The sequence below is a fragment of the Mucilaginibacter lacusdianchii genome, assembly GCF_009770985.1.
Taxonomy (GTDB): Bacteria; Bacteroidota; Bacteroidia; order Sphingobacteriales; family Sphingobacteriaceae; genus Mucilaginibacter; species Mucilaginibacter lacusdianchii.
In genome coordinates this window covers 1,506,735-1,530,355 of record NZ_WSRW01000002.1, presented here as the reverse complement: position 1 = coordinate 1,530,355, position 23,621 = coordinate 1,506,735, and the positions used below count along the sequence as shown (strand labels likewise).

The window sequence follows — 23,621 nt, the reverse complement described above, 5'->3', positions numbered from 1 at the left end:
GACAGCTTTAGTTGATAATTATATCTAATTGTTCTGCTAAAACCAATACCATTGTAGGTGCGCGTAGCAATTGAAGCTTTTGCAGCACTCAATGAATGAAGTTGTTGCCTATATAGAAATTCAATTATTCTTATGCTTAATTTTCGCAAGCTTTCTTGATACCTTTTTGCCAAGTTTAGTTTCGGCTATTGTTGTTTGGAGGTTTGATGCTGATAAGTAAAAATCTGCAATTGTTGTAACTATATACCTATTTCGCATAAAATGACGGTACTTTTGAGTAAGTGTTTGTAAAATGTTGTAGTAACTCTCGTTAGGCGTGCCATAACTTTTGTGAGTAACTTTAAAATCAATCACATAAGCACTATAACCTAAAAGCTCTGCTATCAAACACAAATCTGTGCCATAAAAATGGAAACCTTTAAGGTTATAAGACAAAGCTAAGTTTGCTGATCTTTTCACGAGAATGAAGTTTTCATCAACACTTACTACTTTTTGCGGAAACTTTCCTATCCTATCATATTTACCATCAGGATAAGCTACGTTAAGAGTATATCTTTGATAAAGGTCGTTTTCTATGCCTCCTGCGTTACTTAATATAGCCCAGTTTTTATCTATAGCAGTTATTTCTTCTATACGTTTCTCCAGAACTTCTATTTTATCAAAATTCAATAAAATGTCTTGATGACAAATTATGATAAATTCCGCATTTGCATTTTGTAAAAACAGATTCAGACCTTTATAAGCATCAAAATTATTGGAACCAATGTTGTCAATGTAGCGAAATTCGCAAATTTCTTTACTAAAACCAGCTTTAGTAAAAGATGTATACATTTCATTATACTCGTTGATATCAGTAACAAGAGTACATATAGAGTATCTGAACTTCGGTTGGTAATCATACTCTTTGATTGCAAAATCAATAGATTCCATTGGGTTGATTTAGTTGTTTTGATATTTCTGGTAGGTCAACATACAAAACAACTTATAATTAATGCTTTTTATATAATAATCTTTTATCCTACAAATATAATAAGATTAGATAGGGTGGAAATTACTTTCTGTACGGCATTGATATAGCCAGCCTTACTTATAGTATCTGTTTTATTTACTATATGCGTAACAGTTGAAGGTTTTATGCAAAGCAGAGTACGCGATACGCTTAGACCACAACTCTACTATGGAGTCACTGATGCTTTCATAAAATACTTTTTTGTAGAATGGAATTGCCTTAAAATTAGGGAGTTGTTGTTGAAGTCTTTAAAAATGCTTTAAAAACGAAAAAGGCTCCTGCAAAATGAATTGTAAGAGCCTAATCTTATTTAAAAAGGAAGATTTAGTGATAACAATTCTACCAGTTCTTCCTAATAAAATACGTTTATTTTTATTCTGTTAGGCAGCCATCAAATTTTCCTTTAAATGGAAAACTCATATATGCTCTGGCGTAATTTCAAAGCATATATGAAATTTGTTTACTTACACCCTCATCTTTTCTAACAAATTTTCCTTTAGTTGCATTAATAGCAATGAATGGTTTACAACAGAAAATCTTTCAGCGCCTCAATTACTTCATTCGGTTTCTCTTCCATGATGAAATGCCCTGAACCGGTGATCTGGCGAACGATGAAATTTTCAGCGATCATCGGTAAAGCATGATCCAGCATGGTGTTTCCATGACTGGTTATACCCAATACAGGCATGGTTAGCTTTCTATAAGATCTACTATCAACCACATCCTGCGGAAATGCCTGGTACCACTTATTTGCTGCGCGGATACTTTCTGCCCGATCATAGCAGGTGCTGTATACCAAACGATCCGCAGCTGATAGGCTACTTCTGTCAGCCGTCATGTTGTCAAACAGGTAATCAAGTAAAATTCTGCTTCTGCCTTCCAGTAATTTTTCAGGTAAGTCTTCTACTTGGTTAAAGCTTAGCCACCATGGATAAATAGGAGCGGTGTTTCCAAATGGAGGCAGCATTGGCAGGCGGTGAATATTCTCATCAATCGGTGGTGTATCGATAAAAATTGCCTTTTTGATTGCTTGTGGATATTGTGCGGCCAAGCTATGAACTATGGTAGCACTGATATCATGACCGGCAACGCTAACCTGATCAAAGCTATAATGCTTAATAAGTTCATAAACGTCCAGTGCCATATTCTTTTTATCGTAGCCGCTTTCCGGCTTTGCAGAACTACCCATACCTCGTACATCTATCGCTAACACTTTAAAGTGAGCCGCCAGTGCTGGCATGACCTTGTGATAAGCCCACCACGTTTGCGGCCATCCGGGCAACAGCAATAATGGTTCACCTTGGCCACCTTCTACCACATGAAGCGTGGTGCCGTTAACATCTATGTACTGGTTGGTAAAGCCAGAAAGCTGACTGGTTAATTGTTCGTCGGTTGATGATATCATGATGATTTGATTGATATTTTAATTATTAGTTATAAGCCGATACTTCTGCTAAAGGAATACCACGCAAAAGATTTAATGTCATTGGGGGCGACATCGCCTGATGTTGCGGCATCAATGGTATTGGTGATCATGCCACCAAAAAGTGTATATATCCAGGCAATGGAAAGCTGATGATTAATGATTTGCTCTTGCTGTAGCTGCTCAATGATTTTAAACCATCGGTGTTTAATGGTATCGAACGTCCCGTTTTTTTCCTCATCAGCAACCTGCGAATAAGCACCCCTGCCATATAGTTTATTTAGGAAAGCATATTTTGCTCCGCAGTCAATCCCTGCATAAAGCATAAGTTCCAATTGCTTTGTGGGTATAGTTGACGCTTCGTAGGCATCCGTCATGGCTTGTTGACAGGTGATCATCATATCCTGTTTACAGCTATCAATCAGTTCCTGACGGCTTTTAAAATGTAAGTGCAAAGTGCGTTTATGAACACCGGCCCTTTCTGCAATCAAGTCCAATCCGGCAGAAAAGTCACTATTCAATACAATGATGGCTGCGTCAATAATATCCTGTCTTTTATCCTTCATCATACAAATATACAAACTTTCACATAAAAGTGTATTTTAACACTAATTAATGTAAGAATAACAAAGGACACGAGTTATAGGGACATGGTTTTGTAAATTACAACTGTGAACAGTAATGGATAAAACGTTTTGATTAACTTTTAACGGTAACACTATTGTGGTAAGCAGATAGGGGGGAAACGGTGTTTGTGTAGTATTAATCAGTTATTTGCTAGTTTTTAAATTGTTAATAGCTTTTACTTTAGACAAACAGCAATTGTTAAACAAATGACCGTTTTCTTTATAATTTTATCGCTTATTGAGTCAAATTTCCCTAGCTAACAGGGGGCATTTGATACACTAAGTGCCTTATCAGAAAACGAACGTTTATTGATAAGGGAGATCTTATCAATAAAATTAAACCCAGCCTGGTTAATGATATCCATCATTTACAGATTAGGCTTGGGGACATTTTTAAAGTAGAATTCGTAGCTTAAATCTATTATTTGCCCGGCCGTATGTCTGCTCAAAGAACAGCGGATTGCCTGATACGTATTCAAAATCCATTTATTCATCATCAATTACATATATACTTTCTTAAGTGAGGCGGGCATATGCTTTGATGGTTTCCAGGTAATCGTGCTATTGCAGATGATTAGCCTTGGCTACCTGAAATATTTTATGTTGCGGGTAAATAGTACGGTTTTACGGTCAGTGTTGATTGGCGAATAGGTATGTCAAATCTACACTAAAGTGTAGTTGGCAAGCGCATTCCTTTTTTAATTTTTGCAGTACTATTCATAACCTTATGCTTGTAGAAACCATAAATTGCGGCCACTGCAATACCGAGATAGCTTACAATTATTGCCCGCAATGCGGCCATCCGGCTAAACTTAACCGTATAGACGGGCATTACATCCAGCACGAAGTATTGCACGTATTGCACTTTGAAAAAGGAATACTCTATACCATTAAAGAGTTATTGATAAGTCCTGGCAAAAGTGTGCGCGCATTTGTTACTCAAAACAGGAGCAGGCTGGTTAAACCTATTATTTTTATCATCCTGTCATCATTACTGTACACGATTGTCAGTCATTTTTTTCATCTGGAAGAAGGGTATATCACTGTGCGTGATAAGAATAACTTGGCTACCAGCTCCATTAATGCGTGGGTACAAAGCCATTATGGATACGCCAATATACTTATGGGTATATTTATAGCACTATGGCTAACCCTGTTTTTTAAAAAGAGTAAGTATAACTTTTTTGAAATATTGATATTGCTATGTTTTGTAATGGGCATGGGTATGCTGATATTCTCGGTATTTGCGGTTATCGAGGGAATAACGACTTATAAAACTATGGCTTTCTCAGCGGTCATCAGCCTGGCTTACTCCGCCTGGGCCATAGGTGATTTTTTTAACAGTGGCAAAAAGATAGGGCGTTACTTAAAGGCTTTTGCCGCTTACCTATTAGGAATGCTTACGTTTAGCATCGTCATCTTGATTTTAGGCATTACCATTGATTTAATCATTAAACACTAAACCAAGTCATATTACCATTTGCGGCAAAGTCTTACCATGTGGTGAGGCTTTGTGCTTTTATATCAGTTTACTTCCAACAGATCCTTCTCCGGCAATTTTGGGAATTCGCCGCGTGGTTCATGTTGGTCCAGTAGGCACATTCATAAGAATACATCTACTGCTTCAATTTAGGCTTCGGTATAAACAAGTACTCATCCGAAATTGCGGAGCTTTTGAAAAGATTGTCGCCTGACAGTGAGCGAGGCAGGGCGTTTAAAACAGACATAGAGCAGCGTAATAAAAGAAACAGAAGTTTCAAAACGAATAGGCTGGCTTAACAAGGATAGATTTTCCTCACAAAAGGAATAAAACAACCTATAATAACGATGATAAAAAATTCACCCATTTTATTTTCCCTTCATCACGAAGTTTAAGCATGGTAGTTTTGCTGGTGATGTTAAGCAGCTTCATCGTTTGCTCAGGCGTAAGCCACTTATCTTCTTCGATACTGTGCTGTTCTTTGATACGCTGAACGAGTTTTTTAACGAGAGCGTAAAAGCAGATTCCTTAAAACGGATAACTTCCATTCAATTACAGGTTTATAGCTAAACCAAAGCTAATCAATGGATTTGACTATTCAAAAGAGGATTCTATTGAAAAGCGGATGAATGTTATACCCAAAATAAAAAAAGCCTCAAATCTTTCGACTCAAGGCTGTTTTAAATTAGTAGCGGGGAGCAGGATCGAACTGCCGACCTTAGGGTTATGAATCCTACGCTCTAACCATCTGAGCTACCCCGCCGGGTGGTTTCCCTTAAAAAGGTTTGCAAATATAGCAGAAATTACCTTTCTTTAGAAAAAATGTTTAACATTTACTGCAAAAGCAGCATAACCCCCTGTAAACCTTATATGTCCGAAAAGAAAAAATTTCATCTGGAGTACGAAATTAAGTCCTCTCCTCGTATTTTATATAGCTTTTTAAGCGAGTCGAACGGACTGACGCAGTGGTTTGCAGATAAAGTAAATGTACGTGATCAGGTGTATACTTTTACCTGGGACGATGAAGAACAGAAAGCCAAGCTTTTATTGATGAAGGAAAATAAGCTAGTGCGTTTCAAATGGTTGGATGATGATCCGCAATGCTACTTTGAAATGGAAATTGTGCAAGACGAACTAACCAACGATGTGGCTTTAAGCATTACCGACTTTGCCACCGAAGATATTATATCCGAGCGTAAGCAAATTTGGGACAATTCTGTTGATTACCTGATTAGTGTGTTAGGCGCTTAACTGCTGACTTAAAGTCATTTTGCCTTCTTTTCTTATACTAATTCAACCCTGATATCCGTTTAGCTGCATAGCCGTTACTCATGGTTTAGCAATTGGGTAAGGTAAAATCTGTAATTTTGCTTTGTGAAGAAGATACACCTGCTCATACTCAAATCATTTATCCGGCCGTTCATCGTTACGTTTTTTATCGTAATGTTTGTACTGCTGATGCTATTTCTGTTCAAATACATTGATGATTTGATTGGAAAGGGGTTTGAGTGGTATATCATTTTGCAGCTCATGCTATATGCATCTGCCACCAACGTATCTATGGCTTTGCCGCTATCGGTATTGCTGTCTTCTATCATGACGTACGGTAACCTTGGCGAAAACTACGAACTGGTGGCTATCAAATCGGCCGGCATATCCTTAACCCGTGCCATGTACCCAATGGTTATTATCGTAACCCTGTTAAGCATTAGCGCCTTTATATTTTCTGATTACATGCTGCCGGTAGTTAATTACAAGTACTACTCGCTGCTGTATGATGTGCGTCAGCAAAAAACATCTTTTTTGATCTCGGAGGGCGTTTTTAACAACAGTTTTACCAACTATTCTATACGCGTTAAGCATAAAGACCCAGATGGCCAAACCTTGCATGGGGTAATGATTTATGAGCGTAATCCCAATAATAACACCAACAATGTAACCTTTGCGGAAGACGGTGTAATGTATCGTACACCTGGCGATCTGTACTTAGTGTTAAAGCTAAAGAAGGGGATTCGCTATGAAGAGTCACCGGGCGAACCGGCTTATAATACAAGGCAGCGGTTTACCCGTTTTCGCTTTGATTCTACAGAGCAAAAATTTAGCTTGGAAGGTTTTAAGATGAAGCGGACATCTGAAAGCGAGTGGCGTTCCAGTATTCAAATGATGAATTTGAAGCTACTCAATATATATCAGGATTCCAGCATCCGGGCACTCAACAAGCGGTTAAATAATAACTATTTGACAATATCCGGCCAGTTGCGGTATTTTACTGTGCCACACAAATCGGCGGCGGTGAAAAACCCCAAGCCAGCCAAAGCGGATATTTTGGCCGGTATGCGGCCTGATGAAAAGCAGATGATTGTACAAAATGCGCAACGTGAGGCCGAAAATGTAAAAGGCATGCTCAAGGGCATGATAGACGATTACAAGGAGTCATCTAAAGACATACGCAGATATTCTATCGAATATCAAAAAAAGTTTACCCTTTCGGCCGCGTGTTTAGCTTTATTCCTGATAGGCGCACCTCTAGGGGCTATCATTCGTAAAGGGGGACTTGGGTTACCGGTTGTAGTGGCGGTAATATTTTTCTTGATCTATTACATCATTGGTACCATCGGCGAAAAATCGGTTAAAGAAGGCGGTTTGTCGCCCATTGTAGGCATGTGGATATCTATAGCGGTATTAACACCAATAGGGTTGTTCTTATCATACAAAGCAGCAACCGATTCTGTATTGTTTGATACCGAAGCTTACAAACGTTATTTTCAAAAGCTGGCTCGTTTTCGTAAAACCACTATCAAGCCATAAGCTTCATTGATTTTACATATAGCCGACTTGTTTAAGCCAGTTATCGTATAACTTTGTGTTCAAGCTGTTCACCTAAATCCAATTGTGGGTTAAGGCTTGGCTATTACAATTTTGCAACTATGCTAAACACTATACCCGAGGCTATTGAAGCCATTAAAGCCGGTCAGATGATTATTGTTGTTGATGACGATGACCGCGAAAATGAAGGGGACTTTTTAATTGCTGCACGTTATGCCACACCCGAGGCCATAAATTTTATGGCACGTTACGGTCGCGGTTTGATATGCACACCTATTACGCGCCAACGGGCTCGCGAGCTGGAATTGGACCCTATGGTTAACCACAACACCGCCACATTAGAAACCGCCTTTACGGTTTCCATTGATTTATTGGGCCACGGTTGTACCACAGGTATATCAGCGTCCGACCGTTCTAAAACTACTTTAGCTTTAATTGATCCGGCCACACGCCCTGCTGATTTAGGCCGGCCAGGTCACGTATTTCCGTTGATTGCCAAAGATGGTGGCGTTTTGCGCAGAGCCGGTCATACCGAGGCGGCTATAGATTTGCCGGTGATGGCAGGTTTTGAACCAGCCGGCGTAATTTGCGAGGTAATGAAAGAAGACGGTGAAATGGCCCGCCTGCCCGATTTGGTAGAAATTGCACGCGAGCATAACCTGAAACTCATTTCTATCAAAGATCTGATTGCTTACCGCCTGAATACTGAAAGTTTAATTGATCGTGAGGTAACGGTAAAAATGCCAACCGAGTGGGGCGATTTTGATATGATAGCCTACACTCAAAAAAATACAGGCGAACATCACCTGGCTTTGGTAAAAGGCACCTGGGAGCCCGATGAATCGGTATTGGTGCGTGTACACAGTTCATGTGTAACGGGCGATATTTTTGGGTCATGCCGTTGCGATTGCGGCCCGCAGTTGCATAAGGCTATGCAAATGGTTAGTGAAGCTGGTAAAGGCGTTATTATTTACATGAACCAAGAGGGCAGAGGTATTGGCTTAATCAACAAGCTGAAAGCTTACCAATTGCAGGAAAGCGGCATGGATACCGTAGAAGCCAACATCAGTTTGGGTTTTAAAATGGATCAGCGTGATTATGGTATCGGTGCCCAGATTATACGCGACTTGGGCATATCAAAAATGAGCCTGCTGAGCAATAATCCTAAAAAGCGGGCTGGTCTTATTGGTTATGGGGTAGAAGTTACCGAAACCGTGCCTATTGAAATTGCACCAAATCCACACAATGAAAGTTACCTGCGTACCAAGCGCGATAAAATGGATCATGCTATTTTGAGAAATCACTAAGCGTTGTGTGTACCGTTTGATATAATAAACAAAAGAGCCCCATTTTTAATGGGGCTCTTTTGTTTATTATTGAACTTGATTACTCATCTTCATTTTCGTTGTCATCAATGGCTGGTGTATAGCCGGGAGTAGTTGTGGTAGCCGGTTGCTGTTGGCGGCCTCTTCTGAATATGCTTCTCCAAAACTCTCGGATGCTGTCAAAATCGCGTTGGTAAGTTAAGCCTACACCGTTCACGTATTGTGTAATAGAGGTACTAAGCGAGTAGGTGGTTGTATTTAACGCCCGATAAGAATAATGTCCTCTCAGTAAACCATCTTTTCGAATTAGATACTCGGCGTTAAAATCGCGCGTTAAGTTATTAAAGCTGGAGTTGAATAAATTTGACGACCCAAGGTTAAATAAATCTCCGTTAGCTTTAGGGTCGTAAATGCTACCTGTTAAAATAAACCGCCCAAATCGTAACGATGCACTGGCATCATACTGTGAACGTATATTGATATCCACGCCTTTTAAATTAGACTGTGCAATGTAACTGTTCAGCTTATTGAAAAAGAATTCACTTGCCGCATTACTGGCTGTACCCACTACCTGCTGGTTGATGTTGGTGCCGTTGCCCGATGCAAATTGCCGGCGAATAATTAAGCTGATGGCCTGCTGGTTCCGGTTGTTTACGTCGGCCAGGTATGACCCTACCTCATCTTTAATAGATGGATTAACCGGGAAGTTAAAGTCGAAATCAATAGTAGGTTGTAATAGTGTATGAGTGATATTCAATTGTGCCTGTACCAGTTCCAGTCTATCACCTTGTGCGGGTGCTGGTAAACCGGCGGCTTGGTAAAGGTTTTTAACAGTGGCACGTACTTCGTATATCGCTTTCAGGTTAATCTCGGCATTGCTTGGGCTACCCGTCCAGCGGATGGTACCACCTTGTACAATCTGGAAGTTTTTACTAATAAAGTTTTGAGCCGTTAATTCAAACTTTCCTGAGGTAATCAAAAAGTCGCCGTACATATCAAAGTCGCCCAAACTGTTGATGTGCATTTCCAGATTGCGGGTTTGCCCACGGCCTTCCAGTAAGCCCAAATCGGTAGTAATACGTACAACCGTCTTTTCATCTGCCGATAGCTCAAAATTTAAGGTTACACCTTTAAATGCATTGGCCGTTTTGATAATCTTGGTAGAATCGCGGTGATTCACAAACCGGATAAATTCGTACTGACTGGCAGTAGCTGCCGTGTTCAGCGGAATGTTGAATACTGTACCTTCCTGAGTAGTGGCCTTGATATCAATATTCATATTATCGATAGGGCCCGTAAAAGTAATTTGGCCGGTAGCAAAAGCCGTTCCGTAGTATAAACGGTTATCTTTTAATTTGGTATTCAATGCCATTAAGTTTTGGGCATCTACCTTAATGTCTAATAACGGATTTGCAGCATTGGTCAAGTCTACAATTCCATTAGCAACACCCTTGCCGCCTTTTGGCCCCTTAAGCTGCATGTTGGTAATACGGATGATGCTATTGTCAACTACCAGCTTATCGTTAATGGTATATGGCACTTTCAGGTAGTCTACCGTCAAGCCGGTATTCTCTAACGTGATCGTGCCATTCAACTTAGGGTTAGATGGTGCCCCGGTAAGTTTTATGTCGCTCGATATAGTTCCTTTAACGTCTGATACCAAGCTTTTAACAAACGGCTCAAATATGATGGCCTCTGTCTGGTCCATTCGAATATCGAAATTGAGCTTATCAGTCACATCTTTGTCCAGGTTGTAAGCACCTGAAATATTCATGGTTTCCAGTCCGCGGTTCAGTATGTTGAGTTTTACGTTGGCCAGTTTACGCTCGTTATCCAGATTAGACAGAATTTTTATATCGCCTACTAACGTTTTGTTCATCATCAGGGAGTCGATTTTTAAATTCGCATCCACGCCAGGCGATTTAGTGACCGAACTTAAAACGACGTCGCCATTTAAATGACCTTGAAGATTAATACCTGCAGTTTTGGTTAACTGGTTAAGCGTAGCCATGCTAAACTTTTCGAACTCTACCGTGAGTTTATCTTTTGTATTAGGGGATATAAAGCCATTAATCCGAACCTGCTGCTCGCCGTTTGAAAGCTCAAAGCCTGATATCTGCGTTTTGCCATCCAGTAAACGAATGCGCACCTGCTCCTGCAAACGCCACGATTGCGTTTCCAGCACCACTTCAGATGGCAAAAGTTTAAGTTTAGCCGTAGTATCGCGGCCAAACTCAACCAAGCCGTATAAGTCTAACTGGTTACGTGCGTTTTTGTCGGATAGCTTGACGTTAAAATTTAAACTGTCGTTTCTTAAAAAGTTAGATACGTTGATGTCTTTAACAAACAAGCTGTCAGTTAAATCTACCCGGCTCAACGACATGTTCACATCCAGTACGCTATCGGCTGTGCTTTCATCCACAATAAAATCATGAAAAACAATTTTGCCGTATTTTATAGTTTTGATAATGCCGTTTAGTGTGGCCGTTTTTTGGGTAGAGTTGAAGTGACCCACAAAGTTACCTTGATCTGGAATTTTTATATCAGGGGCAAACATAGCCAACAGCGGGTCTAGGTTCTTAAGCCGCAGGTTAAAATCAAAGTTTTCGGGCTTGGGTTTAACAATGGTTGTTTTTAACGATGGAATATACTTTTTGGCAATACTTTTAAAGTACGATGGCAAAGTGGCTAAATCAAAACTGCCTTTAATACTGCCGTCGGCAAAGTCTGATTGTAGGTTAATTAATCTGTTAGCACCGGTTCCGGATGCACTTAGCATCACCGAATCTGCCACATAATTTAAATGTGGTGTAACAATACGCGATGGAGAAAGCAATATGCGCCCTTGCAGGTTATCTAAATTGTTGCCGGTAAAGTTGGTGTTGATATTGGTACTAACGGTAATTGTATCTTTTAATAACCGAAGGCGATTTAAATGTGCATTGCTAATATTACCTGCAACAGTATAGCGGTGTAAAGTTGAATTCAAATCAATATTACCAGTCAAATCAAATTTGATGTTGCGATCATTAATGGTTACGCGTCCTTTGGCAATTTGATTGGTAAAGCCACCGTCAATAGTTAAATTTTGGTATTGATAACCCTGAAAATCTACATAACTGATTTGCGCTTTTACCTGTGCGTTCAGGTTTTTCAATTCATCACCCCGGCCTTTAATGTTGGCATTAAAAGTTGTGCGGCCCAGCGTTTTATCATCAAGTAGCGTGGCCAAATCAAAGTTTTGGGCGGCTACTTTACCGCTGTAAGCAGGTACGCCATTGGTTGGGAACTGAAGGTTGATGTCAGGATCCAAACGGCCCAGCTTGGTTTTGAAGGTACCAGTGGTTGTAAAGTTGTCTTGTAAACCTTTTAGCTTGCCGGTAAAATTGATGTTGCCAAATTTGCCAATAAATTCAGGCATCACCATTTTGCGGCCTACCAAGTGGGTAAGCAAATTATCCAAGTCCTTTTTATTGCTGGATAATTGTTCAAAGTTTAAATCCAGGTAAGTTTTTTCCCAATCGGGTAGGCCTTTCAGGTTAAAGTTACCTTTCAAGTAAGTGGCTTGGCCGGTAGTAACCATTAAGTTACGGGCTTTTATATTATTTACCAATCCGCTGGCGCGGCCGTTTAAACCAAATTCAAAAGTGCTTTTATCCAGCGAGCTGGTAAAATAGGCTACATCAGTTGATGACAAGTGCGAGTGCTTCAAATCGGCATCCATGCGTACTCGGTTTTCAAAGTTGCTGAAATCGTCAAACGATTTATATCGCATCCTGAAATAATCTTTTACCAGTGAGTGCGGTGTTTGCAGCAACAGGTTTTGCAGCAGAATCTGGTTGGTATCTATAGTGGCATTAACGGTCAAGTTACGCACATTAAAGCCGCTTTTTTCATGCAATGCCAGGCTTTGTACATGCCCTTTAAACAGGTGGTTCTTTAAATCAACCTGCGTAAGGCCAAGCGTTAAATGGTTAACGTCTATATCGTCAAAATTCACCTGCTTGGGGGTAGCTACATGGCTCAGATAGTTTTTGTACCTGAAATGAAAATTGTTAAGTGCTACTTTACCAAAATTAATCGTCCAGGGTTTACCGGGCGTTTCGGGCTTTTTAGGGCCTTTGTTAAAATAGTCGATGATGAACTGCAGGTTGGTAGTACTGTCTTTTTGCTTTTTCAGGTAAAACGAGCCATTGTCTAACTGAATCAAATCAAGGTTAAGTACTCGCTTTTTGATACTGTTAAACACCGAGAAGCCCGATAATTCTACTGTTAGCTTTGGCGTACGCAATAAAGTATCCTTCTGCTTATCCAACACATACAAATCTTCCAGCACAACCGACGAAAACGGCTTTATATACAAGCTTTTTATATCAACTTTGGTTTGTAATTCGTTAGATAAATAGCTGGTTGCTTTTTTGGCAGCCCATGTTTGTACCGGCTTGTACTGGAAAAGTAATAGCGTAACGCTCACTATCAGCAAAACGATGAGCACCAGTATTAACGCTATTTTGAGTATTTTTTTAATAATTTTGCCTTTTAAAATTAATCACCGTGCCTGTAATACTAGGAATTGAATCTTCATGCGATGAAACCTCTGCTGCCATTTGTGCAGATGGTGTGATGTTGAGCAATGTTATAGCCAACCAAACCATACATGAAGCTTACGGCGGCGTAGTGCCTGAGCTCGCTTCGCGGGTACATCAACAAAATATCATTCCTGCTGTGCAGCAAGCAATATCTAACGCAAAAGTAAGCAAAAATGATATTGATGCAGTTGCATTTACGCGCGGACCAGGTCTTTTAGGTTCACTTTTAGTTGGCGTATCTTTTGCTAAAGCCTTTGCACTCGCCAATAACTTGCCGCTTATTGATATTAACCACATGCAGGCTCATGTGTTGGCACATTTTATTGGCGATCATAAACCATCCTTCCCTTTCCTGTGTTTAACCGTTTCGGGCGGGCATACGCAAATAGTTTTGGTGAAAGATTATTTTGATATGGAGGTGATTGGCCAAACCCAAGACGATGCTGCCGGTGAGGCAATGGACAAAACCAGTAAAATATTGGGCTTGCCTTATCCCGGCGGACCATTGATTGACAAATACGCCCGTCAAGGAAATCCAAACGCTTACCAGTTTCCGGAGCCGCAGATACCCGGCTACAATTTTAGTTTCAGCGGATTGAAAACATCCATTCTATACTTCATTCAAAATAACGTTGCCAAAAATCCTGATTTTATTCAGGAAAATATGGCTGATATTTGTGCCTCTGTAGAAAAACGTATCGTAACCATTTTGCTGAATAAACTAACCAAAGCAGCACAGGCTTATGGCATTAAAGATGTTGCTTTAGCAGGTGGCGTATCGGCCAATACCGGTTTACGACAAGGTTTGCAGCAGCTGGGCGAAAAGCATGGTTGGAACTGCTTCATTCCCAAAATGGGATATTGTACAGATAACGCCGCCATGATTGCTATTGCAGGCTACTATAAATTTTTACAAGGCGATTTTACCAATCAGCACGTGGCACCATTGGCACGTATGCCGTTTTAACTATTGATATTTATGAGTTTACCTTCCCTGATTTTTTGGCTAATATTTGTTTTACCGCTGGTAGGCGTACTGTGGTGGGTTATGCGGCAAGACAAACGCAAAGGCGCTACCGGTGTAATTGTGCTGGCGCTGATAGTGGTTATTGGTATTGTATATATGTACTGGCGTACCCAAGGCAAATAAGGCTGTTGCCGAAGTTCTTTATCTTGATATGATAAAGTTGTTAAAGAGACGGTTTATCTATAAAAAAAATGTCATTACGAGAAACGAAGCAATCTTCTTGTAGTATCAATATTAAAATTGGGCTTATGAGGAGATTGCCGCGCTAGCGCTCGCAATGACAAGTTGAGGAAAGTTAATTAATAAAACTTAGGCAACGGATTTAACCGCGTATTTTGACGCTGATGCCAGTAAGGGTAAATTGGATCAGCATCGCTGGCTTTATCCAGTTTTTTCATTTGGTCGGTAGTTAAGTTCCATCCCACTGCACCTAAATTTTGTTTCAGTTGTTCTTCGTTACGGGCACCAATCACAATGTTGGCTACCGTTGGGCGTTGCAGCAACCAGTTTAAAGCTACCTGAGGTACACTTTTGCCGGTTTCTTCGGCCACTTCGTCAAGCGCATCTACAATATCATATAGCCTTTCAAAGTTGGTAGCCGGGCCATGCGAGCCGCCCTGTGCAATACGGTTATCTTGTGGTACGGGCTGGTTGCGGCGGAATTTGCCACCTAGCCTGCCCGATGATAATGGGCTCCATACAATGGTGCTCACTTTTTGATCGATACCCAAGGGCATCAGTTCCCATTCAAACTCACGGTCCAGCAGTGAATAATAAGCTTGATGCGCTACATAGCGTGCCCAGCCGTATCTTTCAGAAACTGACAGTGATTTCATTAAATGCCAGCCCGAAAAATTAGAGCAGGCGATGTAACGTATTTTACCGGCGGTAATCAAATCGTCTAACGCACGTAGGGTTTCTTCAACCGGCGTATTGCCGTCAAAACCGTGCAGGTGGTATACATCTATATAATCAGTTTGCAAGCGGCGCAGGCTATCCTCGCAGGCTTGGATAAGATGCGCACGTGATGATCCGAAATCATTAGGGCCACTGCCCATCGGAAAAGTGGCTTTAGTAGAAATCAATACTTGATTACGTAGTCCTTGTAACGCAGCGCCTAATATTTCTTCTGATGTGCCACGTGAGTACACGTTAGCGGTATCAAAAAAATTAACGCCGGCATCCAGGCAAAGGTTAACCAAATGCTTGGCTTCGTCTAAGTGGGTATTGCCCCATGCTTTGAAAAATTCATTACCACCGCCAAATGTGGCCGTACCAAAGCTGAGTACAGGGACAAATAATCCGGAGGCGCCTAATTGTCTATGTTCCATGTTTTAAGGTTGTATTTAGTTAAAAACTAAGAATGCTTGTCATTTCGAGTACTAACGAGAGATATTTTGAGAGCGGTAAGTGAATATCAGCTTTAAAAATATTTCACTAGCGTTCAAGGCGACAGGTATGTTTATTTTAAAGTCTTCCTTTCCCTGGGAGGGAAAGGAAAAGGCTATTGCTCTTCTTTCGGAAAATCCGCGCCTACCGATACCTCAGCCCACTCGTCAAAATCCTTCTTAAGCAGGTCTATTTTATTGCGGGCACCTTTCAATGCAGCTTCGCCCAAAAGTAAACGTAGTGGAGGGTTTTCGGTTTCTGTTACCTGTATCATGGCCTTGGCAGCACGTACCGGGTCGCCGGGTTGTTTACCGCTGTAACCACGAATACTGTTTTGGTTTTGACCTGCAGTGTCTTTGTAATCATCAATTACAATGTTACTGTTGTTGGCAGAGCGACCGGCCCAGTCGGTACGGAAACCACTTGGGGCAATTACAGTAACTTTGATACCTAGCGGCGCTACTTCTTTAGATAAAGATTCGGAGTAGCCATCAACCGCAAACTTAGTGGCGTTGTAAAAGCCAACAGCTGGGAAGCCAACCAATCCACCAATAGAAGCAATATTTAAAATGTGGCCGCTACGTTGTGCGCGCATAATAGGCAATACTGCTTTAGTAACGTTTGCCAATCCAAAAAAGTTGATTTCGAACATGCGGCGCACCTCGTCTTCTTCGCTGGCTTCAATGGCACCAAAGTAACCGATACCGGCATTGTTTACCAGCACATCAATTCGGCCAAACTTGTCTTGTGCCTGTTTTACGGCAGCATCTATCTCGTCGGCTTTGGTCACGTCTAGCTTTACGGCAATGGCAGTGTTTGGGTAGGCAGATACGATGTCCTGCACGTCTTCTGTTTTGCGCGATGCTATAGCAGCTTGATACCCGGCGGCTAAAACTTCTTTTGCCAGCTCACGCCCGAAACCGGTGGAGCAGCCTGTTATGAACCATACTTTACTCATGATTTTTGTTGTTAGATGATAGTGTCAAAACAATACTATTAGGTGCAATTGTTTGTCAGCCCTGTATCAGGATTATTTTTAGCCAAATTCGTATTAATAAAAAAAGGCAGCCTAGTTGCTGCCCTTATTTAAAATGAATGTTGCTGCTGCTTAAAAGCCTATCACATTGGTTGCATTCCATTGCACGTTTACGCTAACATTAAAAGCATTGCTGCTGGTTGAAGGCGTAAACAAGTTACCTGATAGTATAGTGCGCTTATTAGCTTGTGCGGTTACATCATCTACTTGTTTAGAAATCAGTAAGCCACCATTGTTGTCATAGCAGTTTATGGTTACCTTAAAGGGTGCACCATAAGCCATGGTATATGTTGTTAATGTGTAATTGCTTTTACCTTTTTCTGTTTCCGTTAACATTTTAAATGTCCTGGAATTTTCAGAACCTGTTGTTTTAAGGTTCAATAGGTTTTGGTCATATAGATCATTTGAGATGAATACGGCTACAGAAGCTACATTTGCAGGCAGCGCGTCTTTAATAACAACTTGCAATTGTGCCACTACTCTGTCCAGATTTATCTGCTTGTTGCTGTTGTTAGTAGGTATCTGCACGGTAAACTTTTTATAAAAAAAGTCTTGCCAAGGCGCTATGTATTGACCTGGTGATGATGTATTGTAAGTAAAAGTAATATTATTTGCCAGCGGGGCACTGGCCGGAATAACCGGTGTGTTGTTAATTCCTTGTAAGCCCGACTTACCTCCGGTAAAAACAACGGTATAAGTACCGGCGGCAACACTGTCTTTAATGGTTCCAAAATTGCTTGCCGATGAGGTTTGCTGTATATGGCTTCTTACTTTGCCATCTGCATCAACCAGGTAGTAGTATAATACATCTAAGGTATCTTTTAGCGTACTGGTTGCTGTTGTTACTATTGTATTGGTTTGCTTACCAACGCTTAATGGAATACTGTTTTGCGTAAATGATGACACCCCAAAAGTTACCGGGTATAATTTTTCTGCGGGTTTATCAGTATTGGTATTCTTGCTGTCTTTTTTGCATGAGGCAAAGCAAATGCTCAAAAGCACAATGTATATAAATTTCAATTTCATGATTTGTTTCTATTTGAGGTATAGGTAATATAATTTAAGGCAGAATCAGCCACACATTTTAGAAGGAGATGTTAATGGTTGATGGATCCCAGTCTGGAGTGGTAACGTTGTACCCGCTGCCTGCACCATTGCCAAATAGGCTACCCGAAAACAATGTTTCCTGATTGGCTGTAAGTACAACGTTTGTGATGGCTTTGCTGGCTAAAACCGACCCGCTTTGGTTATAGCAGGTGATAGTTACCGTAAGCGGAGCGCCAGTATTTAAAACAAAATCGCTTATCTTAAAATTTTGGTCCGTTTTTTCGGCTGCTGTAAGTGTATGAATAATGGTAGAGCTGCCTGTTTCATCAGGTTTATTTTGATCCAGGTAGAATTTTCTTTTGTCATTAATTACCATAAGCCGAAGTGTTGTTGCTTCTGTTGGTAAATCTTTAACATGAACGCTGACTTTGCCAACTATACGGTTAAGGGTAACGTTTTGCGTAGTTGTTGATGCAGATACCTGCAACTGGTACGATTTAAAAAATGTATCACTCCACGGCGCAATTGAACCCGGACTGGTATAATTAGATGCCGTATAGCTGGCATAATAATCAGACAAAGTGTGAGTGGTGGTAGGGTTTTCCAGTAGCAGTAGGTCTACAATAGCACCGTTACCGTTTGTTGGTACAGTAGGCGCACCACCTATAAACACAACGGTATATGTACCTACCATCAGGCTATCAGAAATGCTTCCAAAACCTGTTACCGATGACTTCTGCGTGGTTTGATGTACCAGTTTGTTATTGGAATCAAAAATAAGATAATACAGCGTGGTGATGTTGTCTTGCACAGCTGTGGTTTTTTTGTTGCTGTTAACGGCGTTGGTGGTTACTACCGGGCCGGTTTGTTGTGTAAAATCAGCTACTTTAAAATCGACTTTATAGGTTTTGTTTCCAGTTTCGGGTTGTGAATCACCTGATGAGGAGTTTTTTTTGCAGGATACAATGCCTAATGAGCAAAGCATGCCAAAGAGTAAGAGTTTTTTCATTTATGATAAGTGTTACTTGGTTTAGCTAAGGTTAATAATAAGGAAAAAGATTAAATGTTTTAGCAAAGTTAATGCGTTTTAAAACTATTTAATTATTAAGTTTTTACATCAATAAAAAAGCCGCTTAGATAACTAAGCGGCTCATTTATTTATGTATGCAATTATTCAGTTTCTACCGGCAAGTTCTCGCCAGATACAACAGCTTTAATTTTAGTTTCCAGTTCTTCCATCAGTTCTGGGTTGTCAATTATTAACTGCTTAACAGCATCACGGCCCTGGCCCAAACGGCTATCTCCATAGCTAAACCATGAACCTGATTTTTTAATAACGTTATGTTCCACACCCAAGTCGATGATTTCACCGGCTTTAGAGATACCTTCGCCAAACATAATGTCAAACTCGGCTAAGCGGAACGGAGGGGCTACCTTGTTTTTCACAATCTTCACCTTCACACGGTTACCTGATACCTCATCGCTGTCTTTAATTTGAGATATACGGCGTACATCCAAACGTACAGAAGCGTAGAATTTCAAGGCGTTACCACCAGTGGTAGTTTCAGGGTTACCGAACATTACACCAATTTTTTCACGCAACTGGTTAATGAAGATACAGCAGCAACCGGTTTTGTTGATCGTACCGGTAAGCTTACGTAAAGCCTGAGACATCAAACGAGCTTGTAAACCCATTTTAGATTCACCCATCTCGCCTTCAATCTCACCTTTTGGTACCAGGGCAGCAACCGAGTCAATTACAATAATATCGATAGCGCCAGAACGGATTAAGTTATCGGCAATTTCTAAAGCTTGCTCACCGTTGTCTGGTTGAGAGATCAACAGGTTCTCTACGTCCACACCCAGTTTCTGTGCATAAAAACGGTCAAATGCGTGCTCAGCATCTATAAAGGCTGCAATGCCGCCTTTTTTCTGACACTCGGCAATAGCATGTATAGCCAGTGTAGTTTTACCTGATGACTCAGGACCATAAATTTCAATCACACGGCCTTTTGGCAAACCACCCACACCTAAAGCTAAATCCAGTGTAAGCGAACCGGTAGGGATTACCTCAATCGGCTCAATTACAGAATCGCCCAGTTTCATGATCGTTCCTTTACCGTACGATTTTTCCAGCTTATCCAAGGTAAGCTGAAGTGCTTTTAATTTATCTGCGTTTGCGTTACTCATCTTATTTTTTTGTATAACAAATATACTGATTATAATTTAATTACTAAATATTTTAGCAATTATTTTTAAGTTATTTGTGCTTAATTTTATAGGTTTATGATTATCAGGCGCTTATTAATTTTTAACTTATGTAAGCCATTTTAAGCTGTTTATTTGCTTATTTGATAATATAAATTTACGTAAAATTTATTGGTATAAACGAATGTTTTACGGATTAATTAAAGGCTTGAAACTGTAATGACATAGCGTAAAATGACCTCAAAATTCGGCTGAAACTATTACTTGTTTTTTGGTATAAGCTGGGTGGTGCTTTTGTCTAAAAGTTGATTTGACTGAGCTGGCAGTATAAATAGATTATCTTTGGTTTTCTTTAAAACTGAGCATGATCAAGCAAGCCCTTCAAAACCTTAAAATAAACGCCCTTAACGAAATGCAGCNAGCCCTTCAAAACCTTAAAATAAACGCCCTTAACGAAATGCAGCAGGCTGCGCTAAATGCAGCCAAAAAAAATGATGTGATACTGCTTTCGCCAACAGGTTCGGGTAAAACCCTGGGCTTTTTGCTGCCTTTACTAGGTGTGCTTAATGCTGATATACCAACGGTGCAGGCGTTGATACTGGTACCCTCGCGCGAACTGGCTTTGCAAATTGAGCAGGTGTTCAGAACCATGGGCAGCGGTTTTAAAGTTAACTGCTGTTATGGTGGTCACCCTGTAAAAACTGAACGCAATAACCTGTCGCAACCGCCGGTCGTTTTGATAGGTACGCCGGGCCGTATTGCGCATCACTTGCGTCGGGATAGTTTTAGTACAGCAACAATTCATACACTAATATTGGATGAGTTTGATAAGGCACTGGAGTTTGGCTTTCAGGAAGATATGACTTATATCATCAAGCAGTTACCGAGTGTGAAAATGCGTATGCTTACATCGGCAACTCCTATGTCGGATATTCCGGCCTTTACTGGTATAACCAATCCCATAAAGCTCGATTATTTAAATACTGTAACCATAGCGCCCGATCTTAAACAAAAGGCTGTAGTAGCCGAAGCGGCAGATAAGTTGGAAGCTTTGTTTGCTTTGATATGTAAAATAGGTAACGAAGCCACGCTGGTATTCTGCAATCATCGGGATGCGGTTGATCGTATAAGCGATTTGCTGTGGGATATGGGCCTGCCACACGGCATATTTCATGGCGGTATGGAACAGGAGGATCGAGAACGCGCCTTATTAAAGTTCAGAAACGGGAGCCATCGTTTGCTGATTACTACCGACCTCGCCTCACGCGGATTGGACATACCCGAAATTGAGCATGTTGTGCATTATCAACTACCGCATAACGAAGAGGCTTTCGTACACCGTAACGGCCGTACGGCGCGTATGCATGCCAAAGGAACATCCTATCTTATATTATCGCCGGATGAAAAACCAGCTTACTTAAAGGATATTCCTGAAATTGAAGATTTACCGAAAAGTCCGGTAGTTCCGAAGCCATCGCCATGGGTTACGCTGTATATTGCAGCAGGTAAAAAGGATAAAGTAAACAAAATAGATATTGTAGGTTTATTGCTTAAAAAAGGTGAGCTTGATAAAGACGAGCTCGGGCTGATTGAGGTGCTGGATAACTCGGCTTATGCCGCCATAAAACGAAACCGTGCTGAGCGTACCCTACAGTTGATAAAGGGTGAAAAAATAAAGAACAAAAAAGTTAAAATAGAAATTTCGATCTGATGAGTAACAATGATATCATGAAAAAGCTTAGGGTAGCTTTGCAACTAACAGATGATGATATTATAAATATTTTAGACCTGGCTAATTTTAGGGTAACCAAAACCGAGTTAAGCGCTATCTTTCGAAAAGAAGATCACCCCAATTTTAAACCTTGCGGCGATCAGATACTGCGTAACTTTTTAAACGGACTGGTTATTTACAAGCGTGGCCCCAAACCATAATTGGTAAATGTGATTACACTTGTATAGTGGGATATTTACTATTGATTATGCAATAGTCCCAGCTTTGTCAGTATCATTTATTCCCTTTGTTTCGGGTACCAAAAGTTTAAAGAAGAGCATACCAGCTATGGCTATTGCGGCCAGCACTATAAAGCCAACCATGTAGCCATACTGCTTCACCAAAATGCCGCCTACAATACTGCTTACTGATGCTGCTAAACCAATGGCAGAATATACACAGCCTTGCAGCAAGTTAAAACGGCCGGTACCTTCGCTCAAATCGGCCATCATTAATATGCTTACCACTCCAAATATGCCAGCTCCAACACCATCCAATAATTGGATGCCTGTAAGGGCATAAGGGTTGTCTATAAAAGCAAATAACAGCGCACGTACAGGTAATAAGGCAAAGGCAATCATCATAATTGCCTTCCTACCATTTTCGGCGGTACGGCCGCTATAAGATGCTACCAGCGCCATGACGCCTTGAGCTATAATGATAGCGACAGATAGGTACAACGATGAGTTTTTTTGGTCGAGCAGGCCCATCTTTTGGCCAACCAGTGGCAGCATGGCAGCATTGGCTAAATGGAAGAGCGCCATGGATATGGTAAACAATAAAATATTACGATTACTGAATAACGTTTTTAGCCCAGTAGCGCTGGCGTTTTCCGTTTCATTTACACTGGCTGCTCTGGCCAGGTTATGGTCAATATCCTGCTCTTTAATAAATAGTACTGCAATAATTAAGGCAATACACTGTAAAATAGAAAAGTAAAAAATGCCTTCGTAAGAAATGAACCGGCCTATCAACCCGGCAACAATAGCCGCCCCCATGTTACCAACATGATTAAACGTTTCATTGCGGCCAATACGTTTAGACAGCGCCGCCTGGCCGACCATTCCTAGCGTTATAGCTGCTACGCCGGGTGTGTAAACACTTTGCACCAAACCCACCATGGCCTGCGAGAAAAAAGTTGGATAAAAACCTTTCATCCATATAATTACCAGGCAGCATAAAGCAATAACTACAGAAGCCAAAATGAGTAAGAAGCGTTTATAAGTGGAGCGATCGATCAAAGCACCGGCCAAGGGTTGCACTAATATGCCTACCAGACCCGGAACGGCTATTACATAGCCAATTTGGTCGGGCTGCCAATGCCGTACCGTCAGCAGAAAAACTGAAAGGTAAACACCCACGCCATCTTTAACATCGGCCATAAACAAATTGGCCCAATCCAGGCCTTTTAAGCTGCGTGATGATGCACCCATAATTCAGAGATAATTGGAATGCAATTGCAGCTAAACGCGTGCCAGTAAAGGCTTTTTACAGATAATCGGAATAATATATGCGTTTTGTTAAATTAGATCAGTTAAGCGGGTACTTAATGTTTATAATTGTGTTACTAATCGGTTATCTTAATAAACCATTTATAATTACTATGCCTAAACTGTTATCAAAAACGCTACTGTGCTATTTAATCCTCTTTTCTGTTATGCCCGTGTTTGCGCAGAGTAATAAAGCTGCCGCTATCGATTCGTTTATGCGCAGAGCAAACCGGCTTGGCCTTTTTAACGGAAATGTTTTGGTAGCCGATGACGGTAAGATGGTTTATAAAGCAGCCATAGGTTTTACCGATACAAGTATGCAAACTATGCTTACCGAAAAATACCGCTTTCAAATTGGTTCAATTGCTTAAGAGT

19 protein-coding genes and 1 tRNA gene are annotated in these 23,621 nt (G+C 40.8%); 9 read left to right on the top strand and 11 right to left on the bottom strand.

Annotated features, from left to right (window positions below):
- Positions 1-120 precede the first annotated feature (120 nt).
- From GPM24_RS13610 to GPM24_RS13600, 3 genes are all read right to left on the bottom strand, one after another.
- A complete protein-coding gene (locus GPM24_RS13610) occupies positions 121-930 on the bottom strand; it encodes a hypothetical protein (RefSeq protein WP_158827277.1) in 810 nt (269 codons plus the stop codon).
- A 602-nt stretch (positions 931-1,532) separates the two neighbouring features.
- Positions 1,533-2,414, bottom strand: coding sequence for an alpha/beta fold hydrolase (locus GPM24_RS13605; RefSeq protein ID WP_158827276.1), 882 nt, complete (start codon positions 2,412-2,414; stop codon positions 1,533-1,535).
- Positions 2,415-2,443: 29 nt separating this feature from the next.
- A complete protein-coding gene (locus GPM24_RS13600; protein ID WP_158827275.1) occupies positions 2,444-3,001 on the bottom strand; it encodes a TetR/AcrR family transcriptional regulator in 558 nt (185 codons plus the stop codon).
- Between the two features lie 784 nt (positions 3,002-3,785).
- Between GPM24_RS13600 and GPM24_RS13595 the strand changes: the two genes are divergently transcribed.
- Entirely contained in the window at positions 3,786-4,520 is a 735-nt protein-coding gene (locus tag GPM24_RS13595; RefSeq protein ID WP_233268829.1) for a DUF3667 domain-containing protein, read from the top strand.
- Positions 4,521-5,227: 707 nt separating this feature from the next.
- On the opposite strand, the gene GPM24_RS13590 is transcribed toward GPM24_RS13595, so the two are convergent.
- Positions 5,228-5,301 (bottom strand) — tRNA-Met (locus GPM24_RS13590).
- A gap of 107 nt (positions 5,302-5,408) precedes the next feature.
- On the opposite strand from GPM24_RS13590, the gene GPM24_RS13585 reads away from it, so the two are divergent.
- From GPM24_RS13585 to GPM24_RS13575, 3 genes are all read left to right on the top strand, one after another.
- Positions 5,409-5,789: an START-like domain-containing protein gene (locus GPM24_RS13585; RefSeq protein WP_158827274.1), complete on the top strand. Its 381-nt coding sequence runs from the start codon at positions 5,409-5,411 to the stop codon at positions 5,787-5,789.
- Between the two features lie 123 nt (positions 5,790-5,912).
- Entirely contained in the window at positions 5,913-7,346 is a 1,434-nt protein-coding gene (locus GPM24_RS13580; protein WP_158827273.1) for an LptF/LptG family permease, read from the top strand.
- A 119-nt stretch (positions 7,347-7,465) separates the two neighbouring features.
- On the top strand, positions 7,466-8,671 hold the full coding sequence (locus GPM24_RS13575) for a bifunctional 3,4-dihydroxy-2-butanone-4-phosphate synthase/GTP cyclohydrolase II (RefSeq protein ID WP_158827272.1): 1,206 nt from the start codon (positions 7,466-7,468) through the stop codon (positions 8,669-8,671).
- Between the two features lie 79 nt (positions 8,672-8,750).
- Here the strand turns inward: GPM24_RS13575 and GPM24_RS13570 are convergent, their stop codons facing one another.
- Entirely contained in the window at positions 8,751-13,184 is a 4,434-nt protein-coding gene (locus GPM24_RS13570; protein WP_158827271.1) for a translocation/assembly module TamB domain-containing protein, read from the bottom strand.
- 59 nt (positions 13,185-13,243) lie between these two features.
- Between GPM24_RS13570 and tsaD the strand changes: the two genes are divergently transcribed.
- Both tsaD and GPM24_RS13560 read left to right on the top strand, forming a co-directional pair.
- Positions 13,244-14,245 carry a tRNA (adenosine(37)-N6)-threonylcarbamoyltransferase complex transferase subunit TsaD gene (gene tsaD / locus GPM24_RS13565; protein WP_158827270.1) on the top strand — a complete coding sequence of 334 codons (1,002 nt, stop codon included), beginning with the start codon at positions 13,244-13,246 and terminating at the stop codon, positions 14,243-14,245.
- 12 nt (positions 14,246-14,257) lie between these two features.
- Positions 14,258-14,428, top strand: a complete 171-nt coding sequence (locus GPM24_RS13560) for a hypothetical protein (RefSeq protein ID WP_158827269.1) — start codon at positions 14,258-14,260, stop codon at positions 14,426-14,428.
- Between the two features lie 176 nt (positions 14,429-14,604).
- On the opposite strand, the gene GPM24_RS13555 is transcribed toward GPM24_RS13560, so the two are convergent.
- The 5 genes from GPM24_RS13555 to recA all read right to left on the bottom strand — a co-directional run bounded on the left by GPM24_RS13555 (position 14,605) and on the right by recA (position 19,967).
- Positions 14,605-15,636, bottom strand: a complete 1,032-nt coding sequence (locus GPM24_RS13555; RefSeq protein WP_158827268.1) for an aldo/keto reductase — start codon at positions 15,634-15,636, stop codon at positions 14,605-14,607.
- Between the two features lie 173 nt (positions 15,637-15,809).
- On the bottom strand, positions 15,810-16,652 hold the full coding sequence (locus tag GPM24_RS13550) for an oxidoreductase (protein WP_158827267.1): 843 nt from the start codon (positions 16,650-16,652) through the stop codon (positions 15,810-15,812).
- A 150-nt stretch (positions 16,653-16,802) separates the two neighbouring features.
- Positions 16,803-17,756, bottom strand: a complete 954-nt coding sequence (locus GPM24_RS13545) for a DUF6562 domain-containing protein (RefSeq protein WP_158827266.1) — start codon at positions 17,754-17,756, stop codon at positions 16,803-16,805.
- A gap of 58 nt (positions 17,757-17,814) precedes the next feature.
- Positions 17,815-18,786, bottom strand: coding sequence for a FimB/Mfa2 family fimbrial subunit (locus tag GPM24_RS13540; protein ID WP_158827265.1), 972 nt, complete (start codon positions 18,784-18,786; stop codon positions 17,815-17,817).
- Between the two features lie 161 nt (positions 18,787-18,947).
- On the bottom strand, positions 18,948-19,967 hold the full coding sequence (recA, locus tag GPM24_RS13535) for a recombinase RecA (RefSeq protein ID WP_158827264.1): 1,020 nt from the start codon (positions 19,965-19,967) through the stop codon (positions 18,948-18,950).
- Positions 19,968-20,349: 382 nt separating this feature from the next.
- Here recA and GPM24_RS13530 point away from each other — a divergent pair, with 382 nt between their 5' ends.
- Together GPM24_RS13530 and GPM24_RS13525 are read left to right on the top strand one after the other, a co-directional pair.
- On the top strand, positions 20,350-21,696 hold the full coding sequence (locus GPM24_RS13530) for a DEAD/DEAH box helicase (RefSeq protein ID WP_233268828.1): 1,347 nt from the start codon (positions 20,350-20,352) through the stop codon (positions 21,694-21,696).
- Positions 21,696-21,917: a DUF1456 family protein gene (locus tag GPM24_RS13525; protein WP_158827263.1), complete on the top strand. Its 222-nt coding sequence runs from the start codon at positions 21,696-21,698 to the stop codon at positions 21,915-21,917. The genes GPM24_RS13530 and GPM24_RS13525 overlap by 1 nt, the downstream gene beginning before the upstream one ends.
- 45 nt (positions 21,918-21,962) lie before the next feature.
- Here GPM24_RS13525 and GPM24_RS13520 read toward each other — a convergent pair whose 3' ends face one another.
- A complete protein-coding gene (locus GPM24_RS13520; RefSeq protein WP_158827262.1) occupies positions 21,963-23,189 on the bottom strand; it encodes an MFS transporter in 1,227 nt (408 codons plus the stop codon).
- A 170-nt stretch (positions 23,190-23,359) separates the two neighbouring features.
- On the opposite strand from GPM24_RS13520, the gene GPM24_RS22145 reads away from it, so the two are divergent.
- The gene (locus GPM24_RS22145; protein WP_199269743.1) at positions 23,360-23,617 is read left to right on the top strand and encodes a hypothetical protein; all 258 of its coding nucleotides are present in this window, start codon (positions 23,360-23,362) and stop codon (positions 23,615-23,617) included.
- Positions 23,618-23,621: the final 4 nt, after the last annotated feature.